General features: G+C 58.5%; 21 protein-coding genes. 12 read left to right on the top strand and 9 right to left on the bottom strand.

Features of this window, described 5'->3' with window-relative positions:
* Positions 1–9: 9 nt before the first annotated feature.
* Positions 10–1,128 (bottom strand): efflux RND transporter periplasmic adaptor subunit, encoded by a 1,119-nt coding sequence (locus OQ273_RS21365; protein WP_267992945.1) that lies wholly within the window; start codon positions 1,126–1,128, stop codon positions 10–12.
* Between the two features lie 245 nt (positions 1,129–1,373).
* Between OQ273_RS21365 and OQ273_RS21360 the strand changes: the two genes are divergently transcribed.
* Entirely contained in the window at positions 1,374–2,135 is a 762-nt protein-coding gene (locus OQ273_RS21360) for a DUF1223 domain-containing protein (RefSeq protein WP_267992944.1), read from the top strand.
* A 111-nt stretch (positions 2,136–2,246) separates the two neighbouring features.
* Positions 2,247–2,627: a DUF2794 domain-containing protein gene (locus tag OQ273_RS21355; RefSeq protein WP_267992943.1), complete on the top strand. Its 381-nt coding sequence runs from the start codon at positions 2,247–2,249 to the stop codon at positions 2,625–2,627.
* Between the two features lie 21 nt (positions 2,628–2,648).
* Here OQ273_RS21355 and OQ273_RS21350 read toward each other — a convergent pair whose 3' ends face one another.
* From OQ273_RS21350 to OQ273_RS21330, 5 genes are all read right to left on the bottom strand, one after another.
* Entirely contained in the window at positions 2,649–4,082 is a 1,434-nt protein-coding gene (locus OQ273_RS21350; RefSeq protein ID WP_267992942.1) for an adenylate/guanylate cyclase domain-containing protein, read from the bottom strand.
* 108 nt (positions 4,083–4,190) lie between these two features.
* Positions 4,191–4,748: a GNAT family N-acetyltransferase gene (locus OQ273_RS21345; protein WP_267992941.1), complete on the bottom strand. Its 558-nt coding sequence runs from the start codon at positions 4,746–4,748 to the stop codon at positions 4,191–4,193.
* 83 nt (positions 4,749–4,831) lie between these two features.
* A complete protein-coding gene (locus OQ273_RS21340; protein WP_267992940.1) occupies positions 4,832–5,593 on the bottom strand; it encodes a Bax inhibitor-1/YccA family protein in 762 nt (253 codons plus the stop codon).
* A gap of 187 nt (positions 5,594–5,780) precedes the next feature.
* Positions 5,781–8,327 (bottom strand): ABC transporter permease, encoded by a 2,547-nt coding sequence (locus OQ273_RS21335; protein WP_267993174.1) that lies wholly within the window; start codon positions 8,325–8,327, stop codon positions 5,781–5,783.
* A 23-nt stretch (positions 8,328–8,350) separates the two neighbouring features.
* Positions 8,351–9,058: an ABC transporter ATP-binding protein gene (locus OQ273_RS21330; protein WP_267992939.1), complete on the bottom strand. Its 708-nt coding sequence runs from the start codon at positions 9,056–9,058 to the stop codon at positions 8,351–8,353.
* Positions 9,059–9,139: 81 nt separating this feature from the next.
* Between OQ273_RS21330 and OQ273_RS21325 the strand changes: the two genes are divergently transcribed.
* The 3 genes from OQ273_RS21325 (at position 9,140) to OQ273_RS21315 (ending at position 10,998) form a co-directional block, all read left to right on the top strand.
* Complete coding sequence (locus tag OQ273_RS21325; protein ID WP_267992938.1) at positions 9,140–9,790, top strand: arylesterase; 651 nt, start codon at positions 9,140–9,142, stop codon at positions 9,788–9,790.
* 145 nt (positions 9,791–9,935) lie between these two features.
* Positions 9,936–10,529: an RNA 2',3'-cyclic phosphodiesterase gene (gene thpR, locus OQ273_RS21320; protein WP_267992937.1), complete on the top strand. Its 594-nt coding sequence runs from the start codon at positions 9,936–9,938 to the stop codon at positions 10,527–10,529.
* A 31-nt stretch (positions 10,530–10,560) separates the two neighbouring features.
* Positions 10,561–10,998, top strand: coding sequence for a cupin domain-containing protein (locus OQ273_RS21315; protein ID WP_267992936.1), 438 nt, complete (start codon positions 10,561–10,563; stop codon positions 10,996–10,998).
* Between the two features lie 6 nt (positions 10,999–11,004).
* On the opposite strand, the gene OQ273_RS21310 is transcribed toward OQ273_RS21315, so the two are convergent.
* Positions 11,005–11,883, bottom strand: a complete 879-nt coding sequence (locus OQ273_RS21310; RefSeq protein WP_267992935.1) for a LysR family transcriptional regulator — start codon at positions 11,881–11,883, stop codon at positions 11,005–11,007.
* A gap of 94 nt (positions 11,884–11,977) precedes the next feature.
* Between OQ273_RS21310 and OQ273_RS21305 the strand changes: the two genes are divergently transcribed.
* From OQ273_RS21305 to OQ273_RS21285, 5 genes are all read left to right on the top strand, one after another.
* Complete coding sequence (locus OQ273_RS21305) at positions 11,978–12,343, top strand: cupin domain-containing protein (RefSeq protein ID WP_267992934.1); 366 nt, start codon at positions 11,978–11,980, stop codon at positions 12,341–12,343.
* A gap of 238 nt (positions 12,344–12,581) precedes the next feature.
* Positions 12,582–12,974 (top strand): YkvA family protein, encoded by a 393-nt coding sequence (locus OQ273_RS21300; RefSeq protein WP_267992933.1) that lies wholly within the window; start codon positions 12,582–12,584, stop codon positions 12,972–12,974.
* Positions 12,975–13,203: 229 nt separating this feature from the next.
* Positions 13,204–13,707, top strand: coding sequence for an invasion associated locus B family protein (locus OQ273_RS21295; protein WP_267992932.1), 504 nt, complete (start codon positions 13,204–13,206; stop codon positions 13,705–13,707).
* 131 nt (positions 13,708–13,838) lie between these two features.
* Entirely contained in the window at positions 13,839–15,080 is a 1,242-nt protein-coding gene (rlmN, locus tag OQ273_RS21290) for a dual-specificity RNA methyltransferase RlmN (RefSeq protein WP_267992931.1), read from the top strand.
* 2 nt (positions 15,081–15,082) lie between these two features.
* Positions 15,083–15,535, top strand: a complete 453-nt coding sequence (locus OQ273_RS21285) for a hypothetical protein (protein WP_267992930.1) — start codon at positions 15,083–15,085, stop codon at positions 15,533–15,535.
* Position 15,536: 1 nt separating this feature from the next.
* Here OQ273_RS21285 and OQ273_RS21280 read toward each other — a convergent pair whose 3' ends face one another.
* Positions 15,537–16,178, bottom strand: coding sequence for a LysE family translocator (locus OQ273_RS21280; RefSeq protein ID WP_267992929.1), 642 nt, complete (start codon positions 16,176–16,178; stop codon positions 15,537–15,539).
* A gap of 129 nt (positions 16,179–16,307) precedes the next feature.
* On the opposite strand from OQ273_RS21280, the gene OQ273_RS21275 reads away from it, so the two are divergent.
* Both OQ273_RS21275 and OQ273_RS21270 read left to right on the top strand, forming a co-directional pair.
* The gene (locus OQ273_RS21275) at positions 16,308–17,525 is read left to right on the top strand and encodes an argininosuccinate synthase (RefSeq protein ID WP_267992928.1); all 1,218 of its coding nucleotides are present in this window, start codon (positions 16,308–16,310) and stop codon (positions 17,523–17,525) included.
* Between the two features lie 96 nt (positions 17,526–17,621).
* The gene (locus OQ273_RS21270; protein WP_267992927.1) at positions 17,622–19,673 is read left to right on the top strand and encodes a M3 family metallopeptidase; all 2,052 of its coding nucleotides are present in this window, start codon (positions 17,622–17,624) and stop codon (positions 19,671–19,673) included.
* On the opposite strand, the gene OQ273_RS21265 is transcribed toward OQ273_RS21270, so the two are convergent.
* Positions 19,670–21,259 carry a globin-coupled sensor protein gene (locus OQ273_RS21265; protein ID WP_271292125.1) on the bottom strand — a complete coding sequence of 530 codons (1,590 nt, stop codon included), beginning with the start codon at positions 21,257–21,259 and terminating at the stop codon, positions 19,670–19,672. The genes OQ273_RS21270 and OQ273_RS21265 overlap by 4 nt on opposite strands.
* Positions 21,260–21,667 lie beyond the last annotated feature (408 nt).

Genomic DNA, 21,667 nt, shown 5'->3' with positions numbered 1-21,667 from the left:
GTCAGGTCCCTATGCCCCGTCGCCCTGCAACGGCTTGACCTTCATCCCGTCGCGCAGGAAGGACACGCCGGCGCAAGCGACCTGGTCGCCGGGCTGCAAACCGTCGACAACGATGAGCTGATTGTCACGAAGTCCGCCGATAAGCACGTCCCTGAGCTTTACGGTGCCGCTCGCATCGTCATAGACGAAGAGCTTGAGCGCACCCGGTTCCTGCGGGTCTTCGGGCACTTTGAAATCGCCTTCAAGCGGCATGACTGTCAGCGGCAGCGTGAAACCGCCGCCACGCGGCACCGGAAACTCCAGTGTGATTTCAACGGCCATGCCCGCCTTCAGCAACTCATTTGTCTCATCGAGCGTAACGACAACAGGAAAGGCCGAAACGCTGTCGGCCCGGGAACCCAACTCGCTGATGTGTCCGGGCAGGACTACTGCCGGATCGTCCGCAAGCCGGACCGTAGCGTTTTTGCCGACGGCAATGCGATTGACCACATCGAAACTCACGGTGAATGAGGATTCAAACCGGTCGTCCGCATAAATGGTCGCGACCGGAGCGCCTGCAGTGACATTGGTGAAGGATTGAACATCGACGGAACTGATGATCCCATTGAAAGGAGCCCTCAGAACCGATTTGTCAAGGTTCTCTTTCGCCGTCTCAAGTTGCTTGGCGGCCTGCACCACCTGAGCCTGGCTGGTCTCCATATTCGTTCGGGATTGATCCGCATCGGCCTTTGTCACCACACCCTGATCCACAAGCTGGGATTTGCGGTTGAAGTCTTCTTCCGCATTGCGGGCGGTGGATTCGGCCTGCCGCAGCGCGGCCTCGGCATTGTCGACCTGAATTTGCAACGACTTCGGATCGATCTCCGCAATCACATCGCCTTCATTGACGCTTTGGCCGACATCGAGATTGACCTGGAGAAGCCGGCCGGTCACCTCAAAGGAGAGCGTCGTCGTCGACGATGGCTGAAGGACGCTTGGATAGTGGCGGATCGTTGTGTCTTCGACATCTTCGACGATACAGGTCTTGAGACCTCTGACGACCGGCTCGATATCGCCCGTCCTGTTATCGCCTTCCCCACACGCTGCCAGCGTTATAAGACCAATCATCGGCAACACTATTCTACGCATCCAACGTCCCTCAATTGGCCTGGCAGTCCTGTTCGCGCAATTATCTCAAGTCCAACCGCAATGCGTGACAAAACGGAATACGCGAAAGGCGCCGGCGGCTTTTGTCTGCCGCGTTTCACCGGAACGTGACTTTATCTTGATCAGCCGCACCGTTACAAGTTTGTGATGGGGGCTATCTTGTTTTAAAGCGGCATTGGAACAATCGTGGCCGGAAAGGGCGAAGCGATTGGCAGACAGGCGACATTATGGCTAAAACCCTGAAAACCCTTCTTCATATTGCAATGGCCGTTGGCGCGATTTCGGTTTTTTCCGGCCAGATTGCCAATGCCGGCGACACAAAACCGGCCGGCGTCGTCGAACTCTTCACGAGCCAGGGATGCTCTTCCTGTCCACCTGCGGACGCGGTTCTGGGAGAACTGGTTGAGCAGGGCGATGTTGTCGCGCTCGCCTATCATGTCGATTACTGGAATTACCTTGGTTGGGAAGACACGCTCAGCTCGAAACAGAGCACCGAAAGACAATACGGCTATGCCAAGACGCTCGGCCGCAAGAGTGTCTACACGCCGCAGGTAATCGTTAACGGCCGTGACCATATCAACGGTTCCGACAAAAACGGCATCAATCACAAGGTCGCCGCCTTTGACGACAGCGGACGCGGTCTTACCGTTCCCGTCGCGGCATCGACGGATGGCGACAAGATCAAGATCAGCATCGGCTCCGGTCAGGGAAAGGCGAATGTTGTCATTGTCTATTTCGACGAGAAGAACACCATTGACGTCAAGCGTGGCGAGAACCGCGGCAGGCAACTGACCTACTGGAACTCCGTGCGCGATATCCAGACCGTTGCCATGTGGGAAGGCGAAGCCATTGAGCTGGATGTTCCGCGGTCCGTCATGAGCGCCGGTGGCTACAAGGGCTGCGCAATCCTTCTGCAGACGATGAAATCCAAGGGTGTTCCAGGAGCGATCATCGGCGCCACGGTTGTGATGAACGGCGGCAGCACCTGATACGCGGCGGCGCGCAAGGCGCAGCGGACTTGCAATTCCTCCTGCTTTTGGCAAACTGACACCGTTCTTTCACAGAACGCTGTGCAATCATGCAGGCACAAAGGATTAGGCATGGACGGAAATCCGGGTGAACCAGAGAGCGTGTCAGCGTCGGTTCTGGTCGATCTTAAAGAATTCCGAAATCACAAAGAGCAGCTTCCCATAACATTTCATCGCCGTGAGCTAGACGCCATCCTGCGCCTCTATTCGCGCATGGTCGGGGAAGGCGAGTGGCGTGATTACGCCATCGATCACCTGAAGGACAAGGCGGTTTTCTCGGTGTTCCGCCGCACCAGCGAAGTGCCGCTGTTCCGCATCGAGAAGAACCCCAAGCTTGCCCGCAAGCAAGGCGCGTTCAGCGTCATTGCCGCCAGCGGTATCATCGTCAAGCGCGGCCATGATCTTGCGCAGGTGCTGAAGGTTTTCGACAAGAAGCCGAAGCTCGTTCGCTGATTGCTGTTGACCGGCCTTGTATCAGCCGGCCGCGCCCTGACCGGCTGCCGCATTGGTATTCGGCGGAAGCGTCCAGACCGTTACACCGCTTTCAAGCCCCCTGATGGCGACGTCATCGTGACGCGTAAAATCGGAGACGAGCCCGCCATCGGCGCCATCCTCTTCACGCACCCGCTCCAGAAGTTCGTCGGTAGCGGCAAGCTCCGCCGTTAACCCGCGCGTCAGCGCCTCAACCCGGCTCGCAACGTTGACCGTATTGCCGATGACCGCGAATTCCAGCCGGTTCGAGCCGATATCGCCAAGCACGGCAGGGCCGTAATGGAGGCCGAAACTGGCTCTGAGCGGTGGCTCCCCGGCAAGACTACGCTCCTGGTTCCATCTTGCCATCGATTGCATCATGGAACGGGCGCACCGAAGCGCGTTCACAGCGTCGCGATCGGTGGCGATGGGCGTGCCGAATGTGGCCATCAGACCGTCGCCGAGATATTTGTCCAGTGTCCCGTTGTGGCTAAAGACCTCCTCCTCCATGCGCTGGTGAAACTCACGCAGCGTTCCGATGACGTCCTCGGAGCTTTTGTCGGCGGCATATTCGGTAAATCCCACGATATCGACAAAAAGCACCGCAATATCCTGCGTACGAACTTTCTTCAGCGGTTCGTCATTGTGCGACAGCTCTTCGACCACATTGGGCGAAAAATAGCGGGCAAGATTCTCCCGCTCGCGTTCCAGCGCCGCATGACCCATCAGAAGGTTACTGTAGCGCCGCACGGTGACCGAAAGCGTCACCGCCACGATAAGGAACACAATGACTTCCTGGACGCGAATATAGGCAAGCAGATTGTTGGGATTGAGCAACCTTGCCATCTCCCCGTCCGGCAGGAACGCGCCATTGACGGCTTCGGTAAGCGCTACGTCCTCACTCGAAACCAGCCAGACGATGCCAAACGAAATCATCCACAAGCCCGCGGTCATCACACCGATGCCGCGCACGGTGCGCCAGGAATAGGCAAGCGTGCCAAGCGCCAGCAACACATAGAAATACATGAAACCCTCGAAGCGGTACTGCATGGCGAGCGGCCACTCATTGTCCGAGAGCGGGTTTGGCACAAGCAGCACAATCGCCATCAATATAAGGTCGCACCAAAGCAGCAGAAGCTCCGCGCGCGAAACGCCGACACGGGCAACACGAAACTGGGCCCAGCCGATCAGTATAAAACTCAGCGCCAGAGCCTGATAATAGATCACTTCAATGCTGAAATTGATGAACGGAAGCATCACCGCGATGAGCACCATCGCGGCGAAGCGGGTTCTGAACGCAAGCACCATGCCCTCGCGTTTGTGACGCTCCAGAGCAGCCTCGGCGAATCTGTGGTCGGCGTCACCGGTTGCCGGATTGCTGCTGCGGGGCAAGCCCCACAAACGCCGTGCCCGCGTCCAAATCGATTGTTCGCTCAAAGCCTCGCTCCCTGATTTGCCGATACCGGTTCTTATGACCGCAAACAAACCATCAAAGATAAGGTGAAGCAAACCGGCAGATAAGGCGGGACCCGGCCCGCGCAGGTTCTAGGGGCCGAACAGCGTTCCGGGATATGCGTCCGGATCGGGATGGGTGTCCTGCCCCGTGCCGAGCGCGATCTGCATGATGGCGGTATCCAGCCATCGGCCGAATTTATATCCCGTCGCATGCATGGTGCCGATATGCTCAAAACCGAGCGATGCATGGAGGGCAACTGAAGCCGGTTCAGGTCCGCCGATAATGGCAACCATTTGCCGGAAACCCAGGGCCTCGCAACGGGCAACAAGTAGACCAAGCAGAGCCTTGCCTATGCCCCGCCCCCGCGCCGATTGCGGAAGGTAGATTGAGTCTTCGACGGTCCAGCGGTAGGCCGGCCGGGTGCGGTACGCACCCGCATAGGCATAGCCAAACAGTGCGCCCCTGCCGTCATCGGCCACGATAAAGGGGTAACCTTGCTCTTTGAGAGCCTCGAAACGCCGTGTCATCTCTTCAAGGTTCGGCGGCGTCAACTCATAGGTGGCAACACCGTTTTCAACGGAGTCCCGATAGATTTCGGTTATGTTTTCAAGGTCGGAAAATGTTGCATCGCGCAGCGTGTAGGTCATGCTTTCCCTATGAACAAGGAAGCTGTCCTTTTCAACAAAAAAGGCGGCCCGAAGACCGCCTTTCCGTTTGACTGTCTTTAATCCTATTCCCGGTTCCCGAGGAACTGGAGCAGGAACATGAACAGGTTGATGAAGTCGAGATAGAGCCGCAGCGCGCCCATGATGGCCTTGCGGCCGGCAACCGCTGTGCCGTCGCCTTCATAGTACATTTCTTTGATCTGCTGCGTGTCGTAGGCGGTGAGGCCCGCAAACACCAGCACGCCGATCACGGAAATGGCGAACTGTAGTGCCGTCGATCCCAGGAAGATATTGACGATCATCGCAATGATGATGCCGATCAGTCCCATGAACAGGAACGATCCCATGCCCGACAGGTCGCGTTTGGTGGTGTAGCCCCAAAGCGACAGCGCGCCGAAGGTTGCGGCTGTGATGAAGAACGTGCGTACGATGCTTTCACCGGTAAATACCAAAAAGATCGATGACAGGGACAGTCCCATCAACGCAGCGAAGACCCAGAATGTGGTCTGGGCAGCACCAACACTCATCTTGTTGACGCGAAAGCTCAGGAAAAAGACCATCGCAAGCGGCGCCAGCATGACAACCCATTTCAGCGGGCTTGCATAAAGAGCCGTTCCGAAGGACGTCAGCGTGCCTCCATCGGCAAGCGATCCACCGGTTACCGCCATTATCGACGTTCCGTATGCGGCAACACCAGTAATTGCCAGACCCATTGCCATCAGGTTGTAGACCCGAAGCATGTAGGACCGCAGGCCCTCATCAATAGCAGCACCAGCTTGCGCGCCAGCATGCTGAGCGCGTACCTGGTAATCACGAAGATCTGCCATATTTACCTCTCGAATAGCCTCGTTTCGTGCAAAAGCCTGCCCGATTCAGCTCGAGACGGGCATAGTTTCACTGAATATGATGAATCAAAGAGCCGACGACAAGGCCTGCGTGTACGATTTTCCGGACGTTTGGTCGCACAATCAACGATCCGTTAACGCCAAATCCCATCAACAGGCACGGTAAAACCTACAGATTGCGCAATATCGGCGCGGCTTTTTGGCCAAGCACACGCCACGTGCCTGCAAGCCCGATGCCCACTGTCACAATCAGCGCCGCGACCACCGTTATGACCGCAACATCCGGCAGGAACTGCGATGGCAGTGTCATAATTCGCGACACGACAAACCAGGCTGCAACGCCTCCGGCGAACAGCGCGAACACAGCCGTCGCAAGGCCGAGGATCATGTATTCGTAGGAAAAAGCCCTGATCAGCGTGTTCCGGGTCGCACCCAGCGTCTTGAGCACCACAGCATCATGCGCCCGGGCCCGGTTGCCGGCAGCCAGCGCACCGGCAAGGACAAGGACAGACGCCACCAGCGCCACGGCCGCCGCAGCGCGGATAGCAGTTGCCAATTGGCCGACGATGCGGTTGACCACATCAAGCGCATCCTTGACGCGGACGCTGGTCACCGTCGGGAAGGTGTTCGTGACCGCCCGCAAAACCTCTCCCTCATCCATGGGGCCGGTCTCCGGATCGGTAAGGGTCGCCAGCCACGCATGCGGCGCCCCGGCAAAAGTATTGGGCGAAAACACCATGACAAAGTTGATCGACAGCGATTCCCACTCCACGTCACGGAAATTGGCGATCCGGGCCGTCACGTTACGGCCGAGGACATTGACGGTCACAAGATCACCCAGTTTGAGGCCGAGTTCGCCGGCCTCCTCGGCGGAGAAGGAGACCAGCGGCTCGCCGGAATAGTCCGGCGCCCACCATTCGCCTTCCGTAAGCTTTGAGCTTTCAGGAATGTTTTTCGCATAGGTGATGCCGCGGTCGCCGCGCAGCACCCACGCACCCTCCACCGGTACATCGATTTCACGCACATCCACACCGTTGAACTCAAGGATCCGGCCGCGCAGCATCGGCACGCGCACGATCTTGCTACCCGGCGCCACCTCCTCAACCAGATCGCTGAACGCGTCGACTTCGGTGCTCTGGATGTCGACAAAAAAGAAATTCGGCGCCCGTTCCGGAAGACTGCCGCTGATCTCACGTCGCAGATTTCCGTCGATCAGCGCCAGCGTAACCAGCAAGGCAAGGCCCAGCCCCAGCGACAGCACAACCGATGGCGTTAGCGCGCCGGGACGGTGAATGTTGCCGATAGCCAGCCGCAGGGCTGTGGATTTGACATTCGGCGCCCGTCTCGCAAGCGCTTCGATCAGCCCGGAAACCAGCCGCAAAACGACGAAGGCAATGGCGATGGCACCAAGAAAAACGCTGGCGATAAACCGGTCGTAGGACGTTCCGATGGCAAGCGCCATCAGGGCGGCGATCAGCACGGCAGCGGCCAACAGGTAGCGTTTGCGCGGCAGGCCATGCGCATCGAAACCCTGCTCACGGAAAAGCGCCGTCGCAGGGACATCGCGCGACCTGCCGAGCGGCAGAAGCGCAAAGGCCAGCGCCGTCAGATATCCGAAAACAGCGGCCAGCAGCAGAGCGTCGGGATAAACGACCGTATCGGACGACACCGGCAATATGCCGGCAAGCGCGGCGCTGGCGAGGATCGGCATCAGAGCGCCCAGCACCAGACCTGCCGCGATACCGATTGTCGCTATGATGAGAATCTGAACGAGATAGACGGAAAAGACAAATCCGCCGGAGGCTCCAAGACATTTGAAGGTCGCGATAACGCCGCGTTTGGAATCGAGATAGGCGCGCACCGCATTGGCAACGCCGACACCTCCGACGATCAGCGCCGTCAGGCCCACCAAAGTGAGGAATTGTGAAAACCGCACAATATTGGCGGTGAGCGCCGGTGCTGCATTGCTTCTGCTGCGTACCGACCATCCGGCGGACGGAAAAGCCTCGTCGGCACTGGCCCGCAACTGCCTGATGGCTGAGTCCGGGGCGCCCGGTTCAAGCCGGATCTTGTAGGCATATTCGACAAGGCTGCCGATCTGGATCAGGCCCGCCGCATCAAGGCCTGCATCCGACATGATGAGGCGCGGCGCAAAACCGAACCCGTCGGACAGCGCGTCCGGTTCGCTGTCAATCACCGCACGGACCTCAAACTGCGCATTGCCGAGAAGCACTGTATCGCCGAGCGAAATCTCCAGCCGTTCGAGCAGAAGCGGTGCGACGGCAGCGCCAAAACGGCCGTCACTTTCACCGTAAAGCTCTTCAAATCCGAGTTGCGGTGTCGTCTGCAATTCCCCATAGAGCGGGTAACGCCCATCGACCGCCTTGGCCTCGACGAGGGTCTGATCCGATCCGTCCGGCAGCCGCGTCATGGAGCGCAGCCCGGTTGTGACGGTCATATCGCCCTGATCGTCGAGAAAGGCCAGTTCAGCCTCGTTGGCCTGCCTGTTTTGCAGCTCAAACCGGATATCGGCGCCAAGGATCACCTGCCCCTCTTCCGTGATGGCCGAGGTGATGGAGCGTGAGACGGAGTTCACACCGGCAATGGCCGCCGTGCCCAGTGCGATACAGGCCAGGAATATGTAAAATCCGGACAGTCCGCCGCGCATTTCGCGCAGCGCCAGCCGCAGGGCCAGTTTCAGATCTGCGCCGTGCATGCGTTGATAGGCCGGACTGTTGCTCACGCGACTTCCGCCTCTTGTCCGCTGAGATCGTCCTCGCGCAGGATTTCGCCCGACCTCACCCGGATCTGGCGTTCGCAACGATCCGCCAGCTTGTTGTCGTGGGTCACCAGAAGCAGCGTCATTCCACGCTCTTCCCGCTGGGCAAACAAAAGGTCGGCGATCTGCTGTCCGGTTTCCGTGTCGAGGTTGCCTGTCGGCTCGTCGGCAATCAGCATGGCAGGAGACGGGGCAAGGGCCCGTGCAATGGCAACACGCTGTTGCTCGCCGCCCGAAAGCTCGCCGGGGTAATGGGTCAACCGCTCCGCCAGTCCGACAGCCGCCAGTTCCTCTCGGGCAATCGCAAACGCGTCGGAACGACCGGCAAGCTCCAGCGGCACGGCGACATTCTCCAGCGCCGTCATGTTGGGAATGAGATGGAAAGACTGGAACACAATGCCCACATTGCGGCCACGGAAATCGGCAACTTCATCCTCGCTCATCGAATGGATCGGGTTGCCGGCGATATGAATTTCACCCGAATCGATCTTCTCAAGTCCGGCAAGAACCATCAGCAGCGTCGACTTGCCGGACCCGGATGGACCGACAATGCCAACCGACTCGCCTGAACCAACGGTGAGATCGATACCTTTGAGCACATGGACCGACGATGCGCCGTCGCCTAACGTCAAATCGGCCTTTTTCAGTTCGATGATGGGTTTTGTCAAAGCAACGGCTCGCTATATTTGTGGAAAGCAGTATATCAGCCGGTCCTCCCCGGGCATTCACAGGGAAATAGGAAGCGTCCCATGAAAATTAAAGCGGCAGTTCAAATTTTCGCGATTTTTTGCAGCATGATACTGCTTGCATCCGCAACGGTCCGGGCTGAAACAGTCAGCATTGTCGGTCTCGGAGACAGCCTCATGGCAGGCTACGAGCTACCGCCCGCCGACGCCTTTCCGTCAAAGCTCGAGCAGGCGCTTGTCGATAAGGGTTATGATATCAGCGTCACCAATGCCGGCGTCTCCGGCGACACCTCAAGCGGCGGATTGGCGCGTCTTGACTGGTCGGTGCCTGATGGAACGGACGCGGTGCTGGTGGAGCTGGGCGCCAATGACGCCCTGCGCGGCATCGGCCCCGATCAGACCCGCGCGAATATCGAGGCGATGATTACAAGGCTGAAGGAGCGCGGCATTGCTGTGCTGCTGGTCGGAATGCTTTCACCGCCGAATATGGGTGCCGATTATGCCGAGGCCTTCAACCGCATCTATCCGGAGTTGTCCAGGCAGCATGGCGTGCCGCTTTATCCCTTCTTTCTGGACGGCGTCGCCGCTGAAACCGGCCTCGATATTGGTGACGGAATGCATCCGAACGCCAAGGGCGTTGATGTCATGGTGGCGCGTTTCCTGCCTTATGCGGAAGAGCTGATCGCCGCGGTCCGCGAGAAAAACGGCAGTTGACGACGGATCGATCACAACAAATCACGAATGATTTTGGTTACTTAGGACGCAATTTGCGGGATTATCCACTTTAAGTGATCACGGGACTTGCCCTTGACCGGCACTCGTGATTCGCTGGACCTGCATACGAATCGGGGAGGCTACCATGCCGCGTTTGTTTGTTGCCCTCGAGATTCCGCGTGACGCTGCACTCAGCTTGTCGCTCCTGCGTGGCGGTTTGCACGGCGCCCGATGGATCGATGTAGAAAACTACCACATCACCCTGCGCTTTATCGGCGATGTTGACGCACCGACAGCCGACGAACTCGTCCATGCGCTGGATCGGGTCCACAGGCCGGAGTTCTCATTGTCGCTGATTGGCATGGGCTCTTTCGGCTCGAGAAAGCCGCATTCACTTTGGGCCGGCGTTTCCGCCTCGCCCGACCTGATCGCGCTTCAGGCCGAGATCGAGCGCATATGCCAGCGGCTTCGGCTCAAAGCCGATCCGCGTAAATTTACGCCGCATGTCACACTGGCCCGCCTGAGAGGCGCACGCGTTGACGACGTGGTGGAGTATCTTTCGGCCCGCAGCAACTTCCGCACCGATCCGTTCACGGTTTCGCGTTTTGTCGTGCTGTCATCGCGCGAATCCGTCGGAGGCGGCCCCTATGTGACCGAAGAAGCCTATCCGCTGATTGCCGCACAGCCCCAGCAAGCACCGATCCATGCGACATCGAACTCATCCGGAGGCATGCTCTGACCAAGGTGTGCGGCTCACGATGGAGTGCACCATGACCGCCTGGCCCAAAGCACGAGCCTTTATTGCCCTGTTTGCAATCACTGCGGCGCTTGCCGTCCCGGCGAGTGCGAAGGACAATTATGAGCGCGTTGTCCCACTGCTTGACACAACCACAACGGTTCTTGGGCAGCCCCATGCCTATCCAAAGGGCGAAGCCAAGGTAACGTCCGCAATCGTGACCATGATGCCCGGCGAGGAAACCGGCATCCATTTCCATCCCGTTCCAACCTATGGCTACATCCTCGATGGCGAATTGACCGTCAGCTATCCGGGCGGAGTCGAAAAGACCTACCGTAAGGGGCAAGCGGTCATGGAAGCAGTCGGCACGCTGCACAACGGCAAGAACCTTGGAACCGGTCCCGTTCGCATTCTGGTCGTTTCCATGGGTGTCGTTGGCAAGTCCAACACACTGTTTCCAAAGGATGAGTGAGGCTGCTCAGCCTTCGGACCCGGCACTCGGGTGAGTGGCTGACAGTCCCTTTTGCAGAAAACGTGCAAGGGCCGCCGCCGGATGGCCGCCCGATGCAGCACGCACGGACAACGTCACACTGAACATCGGCAGGTCGGGAAGACCGGCGGACTTGCCGACGCGGGCAAGTTTGTCCGGCATGGACGACTCAAGAAAGCTTCCAACAGCCAGATCCATGCGCATCATCGCAATCGTCGCATCGAGGTTGTTGCTCTCATAGACACATTTCCAGCGGCGGCCGGAGCTGACCAGTGCATCGATCACATGTCTTCGGAAAGCGCAGGATTGGCTGACCAGCGACAGGGGCAGCGGATCGGCATACGCGGCGCGCCCGTCTCCGGCGCCGGCCCAAACCAGTCGGTCGCGATAGAGCAGATCTCCAAACGGCCGGACGGCGCACTCCTCCATTAACGCGATATCGATGTCGCCGGCTTCAAACTGCGTCCGCAATTCCGGCGAGGTTCCGCACCGAAGATCGATATCGATATCCGGATAGGCCTGGGCGAACATCCGCAGGATCGACGGCAGGCGCCCGGAAATCAGATCAATCGGCACGCCCAGAACAACGCGGCCCGCAAAGGATGGCGTGGTCATATCGACCCAGAGCTCATCATTGATTTGAAGCAAGCGGCGTGCCCGGCCGGCAAGGCGCTCTCCCGCCTGCGTGAGGGTCAGCCCGCTGCGCCGGCGATTGAAAAGCCGCTGACCAAACTGCTCTTCAAGCCGCTTGATGTGTTGACTGACGGCCCCTTGCGTCAGATTGAGCAGACTCGCCGTCCGGGTCATGCTGCCCGTTTCTGCAGTCGTCGCAAATGTACGCAGAAGCTGGGTATCGAGATTACGCATAAAATTAGGATACATAATAGTATATATAACTGAAATTAGATTTCATGAAATAACAAGTGCGGCTAACGTTTCCGGCTCAAAGGGAGTTCCGGACATGGAAAAGATCAACCTCGAAGAGAAATTCGCGCTGATAGGGGATTACTGGCAGCCCCATATCGCCGCACAATCGAACGGACAGCATATACGCCTCGCCAAGCTGAAGGGCGAGTTTGTCTGGCACGCCCACGACGAGGAGGACGAGCTTTTCATCGTCATCAAGGGCTCCCTGACCGTCCGTTTCCGCGATCGGGACATCAAGGTGGCTGAGGGCGAGATGCTGGTTGTCCCGCGCGGCGTCGAGCACATGCCAGTGGCCGATGATGAAGTGCATCTCGTCAACATCACCATGGCGCAGACAACAATGACCGGCAATGTCGCATCCGACCGTGCGATTCCTGTATCAAAGCTTCAGTCTGTCTAGGTGATGCGGTCGCAAATGGCGCCGCAGCTGTTGAAAAGCATCCGATAGGCGGTTTTCAGATCCTCCTTCGCCGCCAAAATACGGATCGGGCTCACCGGGCCCGATTTCCGTCCGGCAAAGGCCATAAACCGAACGACGGCGGGCCTTTGGCGTGATCACAATCAGACAAATGTTCTTGAACAACGCCTTGTGAACGACCATATCCTTGGCCTGACCGTCGCATCAGGAGGAGCGGCCTATGGACTACGTCAAAATTGGCGAAATTCTTGAACCGGGCGATGAAGATACCAGGCAGGATCGCGAGCGCCGCGTACGCGACCGGTTCTGGAAGACCGCCCGCCGAGCGGCACGCCAGGTCCCGTTCATGGAAGACGTCGCGGCCGCCTATTTCTGTGCACTGGACCTGAAGACGCCCAATCGCGTGCGGGGCATCCTGCTCGCGGCCCTCGCCTATTTCGTTCTGCCGCTGGACGGCATTCCCGATTTTCTGGCCTTCGTGGGCTTTTCCGACGACGTTGCGGTTCTGGCGGCGGTGCTTGCGACGGTGCGTGCGCACATCACGCCGGCCCACTATGCAGCGGCGCGCGCCGCTCTCGCGGGAGAAGACGAAGACGGCAGTGCGAAAACTTGACGGTCCGAAGCGCAGCAATTTTAGTTCATCACGTGAGATATCGTATATAAAGAGTTGAGTATCGGAGCGTTCCGTAACTCGTCCTGCGCCGACCTTTGTCGTCGATTACGGCTCCCTGTTGACGGTTTGGTAACCCAATTTTGCGCAAATTGAGTCAAATTGTTGCCAAACAAGCGTGTTCAAGGCATGGCCTTCCATGAAGGCAATGGAGACAACCGGTAGGTCTATTATGGTTTTGAAGAAATTCGTGCCCGCCCTCATACTGTCGATCGTGATGGCCGGCGCCGCTGCGGCACAGTCGCCGTCCCGCATCAGCCAGTTCAACGCCTGGGGTGCTTATTCCTACAACGCACCGAACGGCAAGGTCTGCTACATCCTGTCGCTGCCGACCCGCAAGGAGCCGTCAAACGTCAATCACGGAGACATCTTCTTCCTGATCTCCCAGCGTCCGGGGCAGAATGTCAGCTACGAACCGCAGGCAATGATGGGCTACCCGCTGAAGGAAGAGTCCAAGGTTACGGTCAATGTTGACGGCAAGAACTACACCCTGTTCACCAAGGGTGATTCAGCGTGGGTCGAAAACGCCGCCGAGGAACCGGCTCTGGTCAGCGCCATGCGCGCCGGATCGTCCATGACGGTCAGGGCCACGTCGCGGCGCGGCACCAACACCACCTATACATTTTCGCTTTCGGGCGTGACTGCAGCGCTCAACGAAATTCAGAACTGCAAATAACCGTCTTTGATGGTGGACCGACGAGGCCGGCTTTATGCCGGCCTTTCGCTGTTACGGGCTTGCTGTAAAAAGGGTGACGTGCGCGCCGTTAAATGATACGAGCAGCCGCTCCAAAACCCGGAAAACGCGACATGCCGCAAACGATCGATTTGAAGGACACCGATACCCGCGATGCGCTCTCCGCGCGTCACGCGGCCGGTCCGCATGCGCTAAAGCAGCCGCTGATCGGCATGAGCCGCGAGGAACTTGGTGAGGCCCTGCTAGCCATCGGCGTCAAGGATCGGCAGGTCAAGATGCGCGTCCAGCAGCTCTGGCACTGGCTCTATGTGCGCGGCGTCTCCGATTTTGCCGACATGCTCAATATCTCAAAAGAGCTGCGCCTTGCGCTTGCCGAAAAATACACTGTTTCGCGCCCGGAAATTGCCGACGAACAGATTTCCGAGGACGGCACGCGCAAATGGCTCCTGCGCTTTCCGCCGCGTGGAGCCGGCAAACCGGTGGAAATAGAGACAGTCTATATCCCCGAGGAAGGCCGCGGCACGCTATGCATTTCCAGCCAGGTCGGCTGCACGCTGACCTGTTCCTTCTGCCATACGGGAACGCAGAAGCTGGTCCGCAACCTGACCGCAGAGGAAATCCTGTCCCAACTCCTGCTCGCCCGCGACCGGCTCGGCGATTTTCCGCACAAGGATACACCGCAAGGCGCGATCGTACCGGCCGAGGGACGCAAGGTCTCCAACATTGTCATGATGGGAATGGGCGAGCCGCTCTATAATTTCGATAATGTGAAAAAGGCGCTTCTGATCGCCTCCGACAATGAAGGGTTGTCGCTGTCGAAGCGGCGCATCACCCTGTCCACCTCAGGTGTTGTGCCGGAGATTTACCGGACCGGCGAGGAAATCGGCGTCATGCTGGCCATTTCCCTGCATGCCGTGCGCGATGATCTGCGCGACGAACTGGTCCCGATCAACAAGAAATACCCCATCAAGGAACTCATCCAGGCCTGCCGCGACTATCCGGGGCTTTCAAATGCACGCCGCATCACGTTCGAATATGTCATGCTCAAGGGCGTCAACGACACGCTGGAGGATGCCCGCGATCTGGTCAAGCTGCTCAAAGGCGTTCCGGCAAAGATCAATTTGATCCCGTTCAATCCCTGGCCGGGCAGCGCCTATGAATGTTCGGACTGGGAACATATCGAGCGGTTCGCCGATTTCATCAACAAGGCCGGCTATGCCTCGCCGATCAGGACCCCGCGCGGCCGCGACATCCTCGCCGCCTGCGGACAGCTCAAATCGGAGTCCGAACGCTTGCGCAAGACCGAACGCCTAGCGCTGGAAGCCATGATGATTGCCGGTCACGGCGAGGCCTGATCATGGATCGTTTCACTCTCCTGTTTGTGCGTCTCGTCATGATCACGGCGGGCTTCATTGTGGCCAGCCTGGTCGCAGGCACGGCACTGGCGCTTCTCACGCACGTCGTCACGCTGCAGGAGGCGAACCGGATATCCGATGCCGGCTTGGGCGCCGGCCTCGTCGTGGCGGCTTTCGCCTTTGCAAGCCTGACGGGCTATGTGGCGTTTTTTCCCTCTATTGCCGTGATCCTCTACAGCGAATTCACCCAGCGCCGCGACTGGCTCTTCTATGCCCTGTGCGGTGGAGCCATGGCGGCGATCGCCCCGATTGTCGTGATGTTCCTTCGGTCCGGCTCGGGCCGGGACGGGTTCGACTTTTTTGTCATGAACATCGCGGCAGGCATGCTCGGTGGCTTGACCTATTGGCTCATCGCCGGCCGCAATGCCGGCAGCTGGATGTCCGGCGGCAAGTAAATTACCGGCCTTGCGTGAGCAGGATCCGGACAGCAAAAATCGAAAACACGCCGGCAAAACAATAATCCAGCGACCGCATCACGCGCCGGTTTCCCTTCAGCCAGCGAGCCAGCCTGTCCGCCGCGAACACCATGGCAATGAGCAGCGGCAGCGATATCACGTTGAAATAGAGGCCAAGGAAAAGAAGTTTGCCGCGGATATGCGGATCGTCCGCAGAGACGAATTGCGGCAGGAAGGTCATGAAGAAGATAATAATCTTCGGGTTGAGCAGATTAACCAGGAGCCCGTGGCTCCAATTGGCCAGGAGCGAACGCCTTTTATCGATCGGCTCTCCGAGGCGGAACGCCGATCCGTGCCGGATCGCCTGCACGGCAAGCCAGAAGAGATAGGCCGCACCGCCGGTTTTCAGGAGGGTAAAAGCAGTCGGCGAAGCCACCACAAGCGCCGAAACGCCGAAGGCGACGAGAACCGTGTGAACCACAACGCCGCTCAGCGTTCCCGAGATAACCGCGATGGCGGCCCCCCGACCTTCCGCCAGCGCCCGGCCGAGGAACAGTGTCATATCCGGCCCCGGGGTGATCGCCAGCAGTACGCCAGCGACGGTAAATGCGGCAATGACGGGAAAGTCGGGAATAAAATCCATGCCGAACCATTTCCTATGCGCAATTGATTGCTGCCGGTACACCCTGTAAAGAGGCGCACGACAGCCGCGGCGATCATAGTCGAACGCACTGGCGGCGCCAGCACCAATTTTATCAAAACGGAAACAACAATGAGCGTTCCCACAGATGTGAAAAAGGTGGTCCTGTCCTATTCGGGCGGGCTGGACACCTCCATCATCCTCAAATGGCTGCAGACAGAACTTAACGCGGAGGTCGTCACCTTCACGGCCGATCTCGGCCAGGGCGATGAGTTGGAGCCGGCGCGCAGAACGGCAGAGATGCTCGGAATCAAGGAAATCTATATCGAGGATGTGCGGGAAGAGTTCATTGCCGATTTTGTCTTCCCGATGTTCCGCGCCAATGCCGCCTATGAGGGCGTCTATCTGCTCGGCACATCGATTGCCCGTCCGCTGATTTCAAAACGTCTGATTGAAATCGCCAAGGAAACCGGCGCCGATGCCATTGCCCACGGCGCGACCGGCAAGGGCAACGACCAGGTTCGTTTCGAACTGGCCGCCTACGCCCTCAATCCGGATATCAAGATCATCGCACCCTGGCGCGACTGGTCATTCAAATCGCGTACCGATCTGATCGAATTCGCCGAGAAATACCAGATCCCGATCCCCAAGGACAAACGCGGCGAAGCGCCCTTCTCGGTCGACGCCAACATGCTGCACTCCTCTTCCGAGGGCAAGGTGCTGGAAGACCCTTGGGAGGAACCGCCGGCCTATGTCTATCAGCGCACCGTTTCTCCGCTGGATGCACCGGATGCCGCAACCGACATCGAAATTGAATTCGCCGCCGGCGATGCGATCGCCCTCAATGGCGAACGGCTGTCGCCCGCAACGCTTTTTGCCCGCCTCAACGATTATGGCCGCGACAACGGCATCGGACGGCTGGACCTTGTCGAAAACCGCTTTGTCGGGATGAAATCGCGCGGTGTCTATGAGACCCCCGGCGGCACCATCCTGCTCGCCGCCCACCGGGCAATGGAATCGCTGACGCTTGATCGCGGTGCAGCGCATCTGAAAGACGAGCTGATGCCACGCTATGCCGAGCTGATTTATAACGGTTTCTGGTTCTCGCCCGAGCGCGAAATGCTCCAGGCGGCGATTGATCACAGCCAGAAGGACGTTGAAGGCAAGGTGCGGCTCAAGCTCTACAAGGGCAACGTCATCGTGACCGGCAGAGAATCCGACAAATCCCTCTATTCCGATCAGCTTGTCACCTTCGAGGACGATCAGGGCGCTTACGACCAGAAGGATGCGGCAGGGTTCATCAAACTGAACGCTCTGCGGCTGCGCACTCTGGCCGCGCGAGACAAATAGGCCTCACGGTCCATTGATCACACTTTTATCCCGGCCCTTGTATCGGGCCGGGCCGCCGCCTACATCGCATCCTACCTTTTGCAAAGGGGATAGGTGATGGGTGAAGTCAACTCCCGCGTCTTCAATTGGACCGGACCGGCGGGTCTGCCGCATTTCGCAGGCATTGACGATGGCGATCTGAAAGCGGCATTCGACGCGGCGCTTGCGCTTCACAGCGCCGAGATCGACCGTATCGCAGGTGATCCCGCCCCGCCGGATTACAACAATACCATTGTTGCCCTCGAAACCTCCGGCGACGAGTTGCAACGGGTTTCAGCGATCTTCTGGAACCGCGCAGGCGCCCACAGCAACGACACGATCCAGTCGCTGGAACGGGAGATCGCGCCGAAACTTGCGCGCCACTATTCCTCGATCGCAATGAATGAAGGACTTTTTGCCCGCATCGATCGATTGTGGGACACCCGCGCCGAACTGGAACTTGGCGCAGAGGCAGCACGCGTTCTGGAGCGCCACTGGAAAGGCTTTGTACGTGCCGGCGCAAAACTGAAGCCACAGGATCAGTCCCGGCTTGCCACTATCAATGAAGAACTCGCAGGCCTTGGCGCAAAGTTCAGCCAGAACGTTCTCGCTGATGAAAAATCATGGTTCCTCGGACTGTCGTCGGATACGGACCTGGAGGGCATTCCGGATTTCCTGCGCGACGCCATGGCGGCAGCGGCTCGCGAGCGGGGACTGTCGGAACCCTATGCCGTTACGCTCTCACGCTCCATCATAGAACCATTCCTGACCTTCTCAGAACGCCGCGACCTTCGTGAGCAGGCTTTCACCGCATGGATCTCGCGCGGCGACAATGGCAACGAGACGGACAACTCCGAAACCGTTTCGCGGATTCTGGAGCTGCGGGCCCAGAAAGCCCGTTTGCTCGGCTACACCAATTTTGCCGAACTGAAGCTTGACGACACCATGGCCAAGACGCCCGAAGCGGTAAACAGCCTCCTGATGAAGGTCTGGGATCGCGCTTTGTTGCGGGCGCGCAAGGAAGAAGACGATATTGCCTCGCTGATTGCCGAAGAAGGGCATAATCACTGCGTCGCGGCGTGGGACTGGCGTCACTATTCGGAAAAGCTGCGCGCCAGGAAATTCGACTTCTCCGAAGCCGAGTTGAAACCCTATCTGCAGCTCGAAAAGATCATTGAAGCGTGTTTTTCCGTCGCCAATCGCCTGTTCGGCCTGACGGCGAGGGAACGCAGCGACATTGAAGCCTATCACCCTGATGTTCGGGTGTTTGAAATTTTCGATGAGAGCGGCAGGCGCATCGGCCTTTTCCTCGGTGACTATTTTGCCCGCGCAAGCAAGCGGTCCGGCGCCTGGATGAGCAGCTTCCAGTCACAGCACCGCCTCGGTGACGGGCAAGCGCCCATCATCTACAATGTCATGAATTTCGCCAAGCCGCCCGAGGGAAAGCCGGCGCTGCTGTCGCTCGACGATGCGCGAACGCTGTTCCATGAATTCGGTCACGCCCTCCACGGCCTGCTCTCCGATGTCGATCACCCCTCGGTTTCGGGCACGTCCGTGTCGCGCGATTTTGTCGAACTGCCCTCGCAGCTTTACGAACACTGGCTGACCGTGCCCGAGATCTTGCAGACCTACGCGGTGCATCACGAAACCGGCAAGGCCATTCCGCCGGAACTGCTTGAGAAGGTTCTGGCGGCGCGTAACTTCAATGGCGGCTTCGCGGCCATCGAATATACGGCATCGGCACTGGTCGACATGGCGTTTCACACCAGCGGCAGCATCGAAGACCCGCTTCAGTTCGAAGAGGAAAAGCTCGCTGAACTCGGCATGCCGAAGGCCATCGTCATGCGCCACCGTACGCCGCATTTCCTGCATGTCTTCTCCGGCGACGGATATTCTGCCGGCTACTACTCCTATATGTGGTCCGAGGTCCTCGACGCCGATGCTTTCAGCGCCTTCGAGGAAACCGGAGACGTATTCCACGACGAGACCGCCACAAGGCTCCATCAACACATCTATTCGGCTGGCGGCAGCATCGATCCGGAGGAGACCTATGTCGCCTTTCGCGGAAAAATGCCCGATGCCGGCGCCATGTTGAAGAAGAAGGGCCTTGCGACGACAGTCGGGACCTAGAACTCGGCCCAGCCCTCTTCGGCAAGAGCGGTCGAACCATTTGTCATGGCCTCTGGAGATTTCTTTCGCTCGGCAGGCGCGGGTGTCGGCCTGCTGTTTGTGTCAGGCACGGCGCTGCTGATATTCCCGGCAAGTCTGAACTGCCCGAGCAACGCAGCCAGCGATGACGCATCCTTCTCCAGTTCGTGGCTTACGGCCGTCGATTCTTCCACCATGGCTGCATTTTGTTGCGTGCCGGTATCGATGGTGGCAACGGCCTGATTGATTTCCACGAGGCCGGACGATTGTTCGCGCGAAATCTCCACGATAGTGGCGACATGTTCGTCGATCTCCTGCACCTGCCCGGCAATGGAATTCAGTGCTTCGCCGGCCTCGTTGACGAGGACGACACCCGATTTAACCTGTTCGCCGGACGTGGTGATGAGCTGCTTGATTTCGCGCGCGGCCTTTGCCGATCTTTGCGCAAGTTCACGCACCTCCTGCGCCACGACGGCAAAACCCTTGCCCGATTCTCCGGCACGGGCGGCCTCCACGCCGGCATTCAGGGCCAACAGGTTGGTCTGGAAGGCAATGTCATCGATCACGCCGATAATGTCGGCAATCTGGCCTGAGGAATCTTCTATCTCCGCCATGGCCGATACGGCGTTGTTGACCACGGTGCTGGAATCCTCCGCAGCGCATTGTGCCCGCTCCACGAGCTGCCTTGCTTCTTCGGCCCGCGTCTCCGTGGATTTGACGGTGGTGGTAATCTGTTCCACGGCAGCCGCGGTTTGCTCCACGGAAGCTGCCTGCTGCTCCGTGCGTTGCGACAGCGCATCGGACGAAACCCGTACTTCGTTGGAACTGTTCATGATCGAACCCGCATCGATGCCGACCTGACGCAAAGCCGCCATCAGCACATCCAGCGATCCGTTGAAATCGCCTTTCAGCGTATCGTAGGCATCGGGCACGTCATCGGCGATCCGGTAGGACAAATCCTTTGCGGCAAGGCTTTCAAGCGCTTTGCCGAATACACTGCAAACCAGTTGCCGTTCCCCGGCGATGGCTTCTTCCTGAACCCTGAGTTTTTCTTCCTCGCCAACCCGTGCGATCACCGAAAGGGTCAGGTCCATATCCAGGAAAACCGCCTTCACAAGGCTGACAATGGCCTGCAGGAGATCGTCCTCGCCGGTTTTGCGCCTGCCACCAAGTCCGCGTGGCCAATGCTCGGAAACGACAGCGGAAAGCAGCTCTTCGATAACAATCGCATAAGCTCCGACATACCATTGCGGATCAAGACCGATACGGGCATGCGCAGCGCCGATGCGCTCGACCTGTGAAAGATAGGCATCGTCGAACTGGCCATTGGAGATTCTTGACCAGTGCTCGGCCTGTGCCCCGCGGGCGCTGTCCATATGCGCCGTTGAGGAAAAGAAGCTTTCGGTTTCAGGAGTTTCCTGAATTTTCTCGTATAGCCGATCGAGCCCGATCGGCAGAGCCCGCTCGATAACAGGTTTGTGCGCCTTGATCCGCTCAACCCTGCTATCGTCCAGGCCCATAAATTCCATACGCGCCGTGATATCTATCGTGTCTGCCGAATTCTGCATGGCAAATGCTCCCGTATGTGTTCGGGATAAGCGTCGGCACGTCTTCCATCAAAACCGCAACGCGCATCACTCGGTCAGTACAAACCCGCGCATGACGTGATCCGGACAAAGGCGCTGCAACGCAGTCCCGCCCCAAAATGGACAGGGCGCACCGGCGTCATCATGATTACGGCATGCCTGAAATCCCGGCCGGATCATCCCGGCCGTTCAATTGCAACCTGTAATCTTTTGCGCTGAAATTGTTAACCATAAGTTTAAATAGAGCATCCCTGGCTCTGCGTGCCTGCGACATTTTATCATTCACGGCCTGGGCTGCACCATCTCCGCGCTTGTTGCGCTAGCCCCTTTCGCAGATGCTCAAAACCCTGTATGAGCGCTGCAAATGTTATAGGCCGCACAGGCGGCAAA

Source organism: Hoeflea prorocentri (assembly GCF_027944115.1).
Classification (GTDB): Bacteria; Pseudomonadota; Alphaproteobacteria; order Rhizobiales; family Rhizobiaceae; genus Hoeflea_A; species Hoeflea_A prorocentri.
Note: the sequence above shows the minus strand (reverse complement) of the source record. Positions and strands in the feature narration are given on the sequence as shown.

Excerpts from the sequence above, each read along its gene's own strand:
- OQ273_RS21335 (WP_267993174.1), bottom strand. The coding sequence starts at position 8,327 with ATGCACGGCGCAGATCTGAAACTGGCCCTGCGGCTGGCGCTGCGCGAA.
- OQ273_RS21340 (WP_267992940.1), bottom strand. The coding sequence starts at position 5,593 with ATGGCAGATCTTCGTGATTACCAGGTACGCGCTCAGCATGCTGGCGCG.
- OQ273_RS21275 (WP_267992928.1), top strand. The coding sequence starts at position 16,308 with ATGAGCGTTCCCACAGATGTGAAAAAGGTGGTCCTGTCCTATTCGGGC.
- OQ273_RS21265 (WP_271292125.1), bottom strand. The coding sequence starts at position 21,259 with ATGCAGAATTCGGCAGACACGATAGATATCACGGCGCGTATGGAATTT.
- OQ273_RS21360 (WP_267992944.1), top strand. The coding sequence starts at position 1,374 with ATGGCTAAAACCCTGAAAACCCTTCTTCATATTGCAATGGCCGTTGGC.
- rlmN (WP_267992931.1), top strand. The coding sequence starts at position 13,839 with ATGCCGCAAACGATCGATTTGAAGGACACCGATACCCGCGATGCGCTC.
- OQ273_RS21300 (WP_267992933.1), top strand. The coding sequence starts at position 12,582 with ATGGACTACGTCAAAATTGGCGAAATTCTTGAACCGGGCGATGAAGAT.
- OQ273_RS21355 (WP_267992943.1), top strand. The coding sequence starts at position 2,247 with ATGGACGGAAATCCGGGTGAACCAGAGAGCGTGTCAGCGTCGGTTCTG.
- OQ273_RS21310 (WP_267992935.1), bottom strand. The coding sequence starts at position 11,883 with ATGCGTAATCTCGATACCCAGCTTCTGCGTACATTTGCGACGACTGCA.
- OQ273_RS21315 (WP_267992936.1), top strand. The coding sequence starts at position 10,561 with ATGACCGCCTGGCCCAAAGCACGAGCCTTTATTGCCCTGTTTGCAATC.
- OQ273_RS21345 (WP_267992941.1), bottom strand. The coding sequence starts at position 4,748 with ATGACCTACACGCTGCGCGATGCAACATTTTCCGACCTTGAAAACATA.
- OQ273_RS21295 (WP_267992932.1), top strand. The coding sequence starts at position 13,204 with ATGGTTTTGAAGAAATTCGTGCCCGCCCTCATACTGTCGATCGTGATG.
- OQ273_RS21270 (WP_267992927.1), top strand. The coding sequence starts at position 17,622 with ATGGGTGAAGTCAACTCCCGCGTCTTCAATTGGACCGGACCGGCGGGT.
- OQ273_RS21285 (WP_267992930.1), top strand. The coding sequence starts at position 15,083 with ATGGATCGTTTCACTCTCCTGTTTGTGCGTCTCGTCATGATCACGGCG.
- OQ273_RS21280 (WP_267992929.1), bottom strand. The coding sequence starts at position 16,178 with ATGGATTTTATTCCCGACTTTCCCGTCATTGCCGCATTTACCGTCGCT.
- OQ273_RS21365 (WP_267992945.1), bottom strand. The coding sequence starts at position 1,128 with ATGCGTAGAATAGTGTTGCCGATGATTGGTCTTATAACGCTGGCAGCG.
- OQ273_RS21325 (WP_267992938.1), top strand. The coding sequence starts at position 9,140 with ATGAAAATTAAAGCGGCAGTTCAAATTTTCGCGATTTTTTGCAGCATG.
- thpR (WP_267992937.1), top strand. The coding sequence starts at position 9,936 with ATGCCGCGTTTGTTTGTTGCCCTCGAGATTCCGCGTGACGCTGCACTC.
- OQ273_RS21305 (WP_267992934.1), top strand. The coding sequence starts at position 11,978 with ATGGAAAAGATCAACCTCGAAGAGAAATTCGCGCTGATAGGGGATTAC.